This window comes from Paenibacillus sp. MER 180, from assembly GCF_023713665.1.
In the GTDB taxonomy this organism is placed as follows: Bacteria; Bacillota; Bacilli; order Paenibacillales; family Paenibacillaceae; genus Paenibacillus_B; species Paenibacillus_B suaedae.
Genome location: NZ_JAMAVT010000111.1, coordinates 1 through 256, shown reverse-complemented (window position 1 = coordinate 256; position 256 = coordinate 1). Strand labels below are relative to the sequence as shown.

Below are 256 nucleotides of genomic sequence, written 5' to 3'. Positions count from 1 at the left end.
TGCTAAGGCTAAATACTCCCTGGTGACCGATAGTGAAGCAGTACCGTGAGGGAAAGGTGAAAAGCACCCCGGAAGGGGAGTGAAATAGAACCTGAAACCGTGTGCTTACAAGAAGTCAGAGCCCTATACATGGGTGATGGCGTGCCTTTTGTAGAATGAACCGGCGAGTTACGTTTGCGTGCAAGGTTAAGGTGAAGAGCTGGAGCCGAAGCGAAAGCGAGTCTGAATAGGGCGAATAAGTACGTAGGCGTAGACC

At 50.8% G+C, this 256-nt stretch carries 1 rRNA gene; it reads left to right on the top strand.

The features are described 5' to 3' along the window. Positions 1 to 256, top strand: a 23S ribosomal RNA gene (locus tag M3661_RS30090); the annotation flags it as partial.